Source organism: Paraburkholderia sp. BR10923 (assembly GCF_040948765.1).
Classification (GTDB): Bacteria; Pseudomonadota; Gammaproteobacteria; order Burkholderiales; family Burkholderiaceae; genus Paraburkholderia; species Paraburkholderia youngii.
Genome location: NZ_JBFPKO010000119.1, coordinates 1 through 1,191, shown reverse-complemented (window position 1 = coordinate 1,191; position 1,191 = coordinate 1). Strand labels below are relative to the sequence as shown.

1 protein-coding gene is annotated in these 1,191 nt (G+C 63.2%); it reads right to left on the bottom strand.

Annotation, left to right across the window (positions count from 1 at the left end; all coding sequences use genetic code 11):
- A partial coding sequence (locus AB3X94_RS41650) for an ABC transporter ATP-binding protein (RefSeq protein WP_368614449.1) occupies window positions 1–1,123 on the bottom strand: 1,123 nt, incomplete at its 3' end.
- Window positions 1,124–1,191 lie beyond the last annotated feature (68 nt).

Below are 1,191 nucleotides of genomic sequence, written 5' to 3'. Positions count from 1 at the left end.
TCTTGTCTTCGTGCTTCGGCGCGGGCCACAGGCCTTCCGAGCGATACAGCATGATCACGACCATCGCCAGACCGTACAGCAGCTGACGGATCACTTCGGTATCGACGACTTCATGGCCGAAGATCATGTTCTGCAGCGGACCCATCGTGGAGCGCAGGAACTCGGGGAACACAGCGAGCAGCACCGCGCCGAGAATCACGCCGGGAATGTGGCCCATGCCGCCGAGCACCACACAGGCGAGCACCACGACCGATTCCCAGAACGTGAACGATTCCGGCGACACGAAGCCCTGAAACGCACCGAACATCGCGCCCGACAAGCCGCCGAACGACGCGCCCATCGCGAACGCGAGCAGCTTCACGTTGCGGGTGTTGATGCCCATCGCCTTGGCGGCAATTTCATCTTCGCGGATCGCGGCCCACGCGCGGCCGATACGCGAATGCTGCAGACGCGTACACGTCCAGATCACGAACAGCGCGCACAGCACGAACAGGTAGTAGTACAGGTACACCGCCGGGAACTGCATGCCGAACAGCGAGTGCGACTGCGCGAAGCTGAAGCCGCCGATCTGCACCGGAGCGATCCCGGTGATCCCCTTCGGACCATTGGTGATGTTCACCGGACGGTCGAGGTTGTTCATGAAGATCCGCACGATTTCCCCGAAGCCGAGGGTCACGATCGCCAGGTAGTCGCCGCGCAGACGCAGCGTCGGCGCGCCGAGCAGGATCCCGAACATCGCGGCCAGCGACATCGCGATCGGCACGATGATCCAGATCGGCACGTTCAAACCGTGCGGCGCGAGCGCCGCGATCCATTCGAATTGCGTCGACAGGTGCGGCGAGCTCAGCAGCGCGGCCGTGTAGGCACCGATCGCGTAGAACGCGATGTAGCCCAAGTCGAGCAGGCCGGCAAAGCCCACCACCACGTTCAGGCCCAACGCGAGCATCACGTACAGCATCGCGAAGTCGAGCACGCGGACCCAGTAGTTGCCGCCCGCCGCGCCGATGATCATCGGCGCGGCGATCACGAAGATCGTCGTAAGGATGCCGATGGTCAGCGTCTTCGTGCGGTTCTTTTCGGGGATGAGCGTTGTGGACGGCTCGATCGGTTGAATTGAGGTCATGATTGTTGACTCCTTGTGGCCCGGGATCAGGCGCGATCCGCGACACGTTCGCCGAGCAGACCCGACGG